6 protein-coding genes are annotated in these 5,422 nt (G+C 71.0%); all 6 read left to right on the top strand.

Translation table 11 applies throughout. From position 1 onward, the window contains the following. Positions 1 to 683: DUF3108 domain-containing protein (locus PO768_RS27610; protein WP_272648618.1), on the top strand; the 683-nt coding region annotated here is incomplete at its 5' end. Positions 684 to 717: 34 nt separating this feature from the next. Beyond that, positions 718 to 1,632, top strand: a complete 915-nt coding sequence (locus tag PO768_RS27605) for a LysR family transcriptional regulator (protein ID WP_272648617.1) — start codon at positions 718 to 720, stop codon at positions 1,630 to 1,632. 88 nt (positions 1,633 to 1,720) lie between these two features. Next, complete coding sequence (locus PO768_RS27600; protein WP_272648616.1) at positions 1,721 to 3,514, top strand: malonate decarboxylase subunit alpha; 1,794 nt, start codon at positions 1,721 to 1,723, stop codon at positions 3,512 to 3,514. Between the two features lie 37 nt (positions 3,515 to 3,551). Then, positions 3,552 to 3,875, top strand: coding sequence for a malonate decarboxylase acyl carrier protein (mdcC, locus tag PO768_RS27595; protein WP_137942709.1), 324 nt, complete (start codon positions 3,552 to 3,554; stop codon positions 3,873 to 3,875). Next, positions 3,872 to 4,768, top strand: a complete 897-nt coding sequence (locus PO768_RS27590; protein ID WP_272648615.1) for a biotin-independent malonate decarboxylase subunit beta — start codon at positions 3,872 to 3,874, stop codon at positions 4,766 to 4,768. The genes mdcC and PO768_RS27590 overlap by 4 nt, the downstream gene beginning before the upstream one ends. A 9-nt stretch (positions 4,769 to 4,777) precedes the next feature. Beyond that, positions 4,778 to 5,422, top strand: a 645-nt coding sequence (locus PO768_RS27585; protein ID WP_272648614.1) for a biotin-independent malonate decarboxylase subunit gamma, incomplete at its 3' end; no start/stop codon positions are given.

Here is a 5,422-nt window from a genome sequence, read left to right as displayed (position 1 = left end):
AAGCGCCCATGCCGAGCCCCCCGGCCGCGCCGCTCATCGCCGCGGCGCCGCCTGCCGCCTTCCTCTGGCACTATGAGCTGCGCCAGGGCGAGGCCGGCGGGATCGCCCGCCTGAGCTGGCAGCCCGATGGCCTGCACTACCAGGCCCGGCTGGAGCGCGAGCTGGCAGACCGCACCCTGCCCGGCTGGCGCAGCGAGGGCGGCTTCGACGCGCAAGGCCTGGCCCCCGAGCGCTTCGCCCAGCAGCGCCGCGGCCGCGACAGCCAGGCCACCAACTTCCGCCGCGCGCAGGGGCTGATCAGCTTCTCGGCCAGCCCCGCGCTGCTGCCGCTGCCGGCCGGTGTGCAGGACCGGCTGACCTGGATGATCCAGCTGGCCGCGCTGACCGCCGCCAACCCCGCGCTGCGCCGGCCCGGCACCGAGCTGAGCCTGCCGGTGGCCGGCCTGCGCGGCGATCTCGCGAACTGGCGCTTTGTCGTGCAGCGCAGCGAGGACCTGGAGCTGCCGGTCGGCCCGGTCGAGAACGCGCTGTATCTGCAGCGCGAGGCACTGGGACCTTACGACGCCGCGCTCGATGTCTGGCTCGACCCCGCCCGCCAGCACCTGCCGGTGCAGCTGCGCCAGGCCGGCGCGGACGGCCGGACCTGGCTGCTGAGGCTGTGTTCCGAGGCGCAGGCCTGCTGAAGCGGCGCCGCTGGGGCCATGCGATCATCGCCCCATGCTGCCTCGCATCCATGAAGACATCACGTTTCGCAAGCTCGAGATCCTGATCAGCTTTCTTGAAAGCGGCAGCCTTGCGCGGGCCGCCGAGCGGCTGGGCATCAGCGCGGTCAGCGTCCATCGCGCGCTGCATTCGCTGGAGTCCGGCACCCGCTGCGCGCTGTTCCGGCTTGAAGGCCGCAATCTGCAGCCGACCGAAGCCGCCCACGCGCTGGCCGAGGTGGCGCGCGACATTCTCCAGCGCATGGACGAGGGCGTGCGCGCCACCCGGGCACTGGCCGGCTATGGCTCGGAGCGCATCCGCATCGGCTCGCTGTACTCGCTGACCAGCGGCACCGTGCCGGCCTTGATCATGGCGCTGAAGCTGCGCAAGCCCGATGTGCAGGCGGAGCTGATCCTGGGCTCCAACAACGACCTGCTGCAAAAGCTGCGAGAGGGCAGCATCGACGCCGCCGTGATCGGCCAGCCCGAGGGCTGCGCGGACCTCGAAAGCCAGGCCCTGTTCGACGACAACATCTACTTTGCGGCCCCGGAGGGCTCGGCTTACGCCGGCCGCGCCAGCATCGCGCTGGAGGACTGCGCGGACGAGCGCTTCGTCAGCCTGCAGGAAGGCTTCGTGACCTACAGCCGCTTCATGGACGCCTTCCGGCTGGCCGGTTTCGAGCCGCAGGTGGTGATGAAGACCAATGACATCTTCTCGCTGATGAACCTGGTCGGGGGCGGTATCGGCTGCACGCTGCTGCCCGGTCGCGTGCGCAGCGTGCTGCCGCCCAATGTCCGGCTGAGCCCGCTGGACCCGCGCTATGCGATGCGCCAGTCCATCGCGCTGTGCTTTCTGCGCAGCCGCGAGCGCGATCCGACCCTGCTGGCCCTGCTGGCCGCCAGCCGCACGCTGCGCATCCCGGCAAGCTGAACCCGCCGGCCGACCATTCCGCTGGCCGTAAGCGTTCGCCACCCGGGTTGATTGACCGCCGGCGGCGCAGCCCGTACCGTCCGTGACCATGGACCGCATCAACCGAGACACCAAAGCCCGCAACCGCAGCGCCCGCCTCGCGCGCGCCGGCGAGGCGCTGGGGACCGAGCTGACCGGCAAGCGGGTGGCGAGCGCGGCCATCGGCAGGCTGCTGGAAGCGGTGCTCGAAGCGGGCGATCGCGTCTGCCTGGAGGGCAATAACCAGAAGCAGGCCGACTTCCTGGCCAAGGCCCTGGTCCAACTGGACCCGCAGCGGGTGCACGATCTGCACATGGTGCAGTCGGTGCTGGCCCTGCCCGAGCATCTGGACATCTTCGAGAACGGCATCGCCAGCACGCTGGACTTCAGTTTCTCCGGCCCGCAGGGCGCGCGGCTGGCCAAGCTGGTCAGCGCCGGGCGCATCAATATCGGCGCGATCCACACCTATCTGGAGCTGTTCGCCCGCTACTTCATCGACCTGACCCCCAAGGTCTCGCTGATCGCCGCGCAGGCCGCCGACGCCCAGGGCACTCTCTACACCGGCCCCAACACCGAGGACACGCCGGCCATCGTCGAGGCCACCGCCTTCTCAGGCGGCCTCGTGATCGCCCAGGTCAACGAGATCATGCCCGCCGGCCAGCCGCTGCCGCGCGTCGATGTGCCGGCCGACTGGGTGGATTTCGTCGTGCTGGCCCCGACGCCCAATTTCATCGAGCCGCTGTTCACCCGCGACCCGGCCCAGATCAGCGAGATCCAGGTGCTGATGGCCATGATGGCGATCAAGGGCATCTACGCCGAGTACGGCGTGCAACGGCTCAACCACGGCATCGGCTTCGACACCGCGGCCATCGAGCTGCTGCTGCCGACCTATGGCGAATCGCTGGGGCTCAAGGGCAAAATCTGCCAGCACTGGGCGCTCAACCCGCATCCGGCGCTGATCCCGGCCATCGAGGCCGGCTGGGTCGAGTCCATCCATTCCTTCGGCTCCGAGCTGGGCATGGAGAACTACATCCGCGCCCGCTCCGATGTCTTCTTCACCGGCGCCGACGGCAGCCTGCGCAGCAACCGCGCCTTCTGCCAGGCCGCCGGCCACTACGCCTGCGACCTCTTCATCGGCTCCACGCTGCAGATCGACCTGCAGGGCAATAGCTCGACCGCGACGCTGGGCCGGATCGCCGGCTTCGGCGGCGCGCCCAATNCCGGCCACTACGCCTGCGACCTCTTCATCGGCTCCACGCTGCAGATCGACCTGCAGGGCAATAGCTCGACCGCGACGCTGGGCCGGATCGCCGGCTTCGGCGGCGCGCCCAATATGGGCGCCGATGCCCGCGGCCGGCGCCATGCCAGCCCGGCCTGGCTGAAGGCCGGGCGCGAGGCGCGCGGCCACCTCAGCGGCGCCGCGGCCACGCCACGTGGCCAGAAGCTGGTGGTGCAGATGGTCGAGACCTTCCGCGAGCATATGCAGCCCGCCTTCGTCGACCGGCTCGACGCCTGGGAACTGCAGCAGCAGGCCGGCATGGCGCTGCCGCCCATCATGATTTACGGCGAGGATGTCAGTCATGTCCTGACCGAAGAGGGCATCGCCAACCTGCTGCTGTGCCGCAATGACGAGGAGCGCGAGCAGGCGATACGCGGCGTGGCCGGCTACACCGCGGTCGGTCTGGGGCGCGACCAGCGCGCCGTCGAGAACCTGCGCGACCGCGGCGTGATCCGCCGCCCGCAAGACCTCGGCATCGACCCGCGCCAGGCCACCCGCAATCTGCTGGCCGCCCGCAGCATGCGCGAGATCGTCACGGCCTCGGGCGGGCTCTACAACCCGCCCAAGCGCTTCCGCAACTGGTGAGCGGGCAGCACGGCCAAGCCATTCAGGAGAGACAGCGATGAGCCCCATCCCACCCGGTCTGGAGACCCTGGACTTCCGCTTCACCGGCAGCCGCAGCGTGCCGGCCTTCGCCTCGGTGCTGGTCGGCGTGGTCGGCTCGGGCAATCTCGAGGTGATGCTGGAACCGGTCGCAGGGCCGGACTGCGTGATCCAGGTGCAGACCTCGGCACGCGGCTTCGGCACGATCTGGGCGGCGGTGCTGGACGACTTCCAGCGCCGCCATCAGCTCGCCGGCCTGCGGGTCTCGATCAACGATATGGGCGCGACGCCCGCCGTGGTCGGCCTGCGGCTCGACCAGGCCGTGCAGGAGCTGCTGCCATGAGCCCGACGCTGTCCTATGCCGAGTGCTCGGCGCGCGAGCGCCTGGCCCAGCTGCTCGACCCCGGCAGCTTCCATGAATGGCTGCCGCCGACCGAGCGGCTCAGCAGCCCGCATCTGGCGCAGCTGGGGGTGCCCTCGGCCTTCGACGATGGCGTGGCCATCGGCCGGGCGCTGCTGGCCGGGCGGCCGGTCTTCGTCGCGGCCCAGGAAGGCGCCTTCATGGGCGGCGGCGTCGGCGAGGTGCATGGCGCCAAGCTGGTCGGCCTGCTGCAGCGCGCACTGCGGGACCGGCCGGACGCGGTGCTGATGCTGGCCGAGTCCGGCGGCGTGCGCCTGCATGAGGCCAATGCCGGCCTGATCGCGGTGTCGGAGCTGATGCGCGCGGTGCTCGATGTGCGGGCGGCCGGCATCCCCGTCATCATGCTGATCGGCGGCGCCAACGGCTGCTTCGGCGGCATGGGCATCGTGGCCCGCTGCGCCGACCGCGTGGTGATGAGCGACCGGGGACGGCTCGCGATGTCGGGGCCCGAGGTCATCGAGGCTTCGCACGGGGTCGAGGAATTCGATGCCCGCGACCGCGCCCTGGTCTGGCGCACCACCGGCGGCAAGCACCGCTGGCTGAGCGGCGACTGCGACGCGCTGGTCGACGACGATGTCGCCGAATTCCGCGCCGCCGCCATTGCCATGATGGCCGCGCTCGACACGCCCAGCCCGGTGAGCCTGGCCAGCCTGGAGGCCGAACATGCACTGCTGGCCGCGCGCCTGACCCTGCTCGAAGACAGGGACGCTGACGCTGACGAAGCCACCACGCTATGGACCCGTCTGGGCGTCGCTGCGGCGGCCCAGGTGCCCGATCTCGACGTGGCCGCCGTGCGCGGCCTGCGCACCCTCTGAGGAATCGCGATGGATTGGCAACTCTTGGCCGGCCAGCTGTTCGGCACCGAGCACGGCATCGAACGCGATGGCGACTTCCTGCACGGCACGGTGACTTTCGACGGCGAACCGATCACCATCGTCGGCACCACGGCTCATGCCCCGATCGGCGTGCGCCTGGCCCTGGCCCAGGCGCGCGTGATCCTCGACACGCTCACCCGCCACCCCGGCCGCAGCATCCTGCTGCTGATCGACACGCAGGGCCAGCAGCTGCGCCGGCGCGACGAGCTGCTGGGCATCAACCGGGCGATGGCCCATCTGGGCACGGCCATCGACTTCGCGCGCCGCCGTGGCCACCGGGTGCTGGGCCTGGTCTACGACCAGGCGCTGTCCGGCGGCTTCATCACCTCGGGCCTGATCGCCGATGCCTGCGATGCGCTGCCCGAGGCCGAGATCCGCGTGATGCGCATCCCGGCGATGGCGCGGGTCACCAAGCTGCCGGAGGCGCTGCTGGAGCGGCTGTCGGTCGCCAACCCGGTGTTCGCGCCGGGCGTCGCGAACTATGTCGCGATGGGCGGCGTGCGCCGGCTCTGGACCGGCGATCTCGCCGAGGCGCTGCGCCAGTCGCTGCGGGACGCGCCGACCGAGGACCAGCGGGCCGCAGACGGCGCCGCG

The organism is Paucibacter sp. XJ19-41, from assembly GCF_028462495.1.
In the GTDB taxonomy this organism is placed as follows: Bacteria; Pseudomonadota; Gammaproteobacteria; order Burkholderiales; family Burkholderiaceae_C; genus Roseateles_E.
This window is presented reverse-complemented; position numbering and strand designations above follow the sequence as displayed.

Coding starts and splice junctions, on each gene's coding strand:
- PO768_RS27605 (WP_272648617.1), top strand. CDS start 718: ATGCTGCCTCGCATCCATGAAGACATCACGTTTCGCAAGCTCGAGATC.
- mdcC (WP_137942709.1), top strand. CDS start 3,552: ATGAGCCCCATCCCACCCGGTCTGGAGACCCTGGACTTCCGCTTCACC.
- PO768_RS27590 (WP_272648615.1), top strand. CDS start 3,872: ATGAGCCCGACGCTGTCCTATGCCGAGTGCTCGGCGCGCGAGCGCCTG.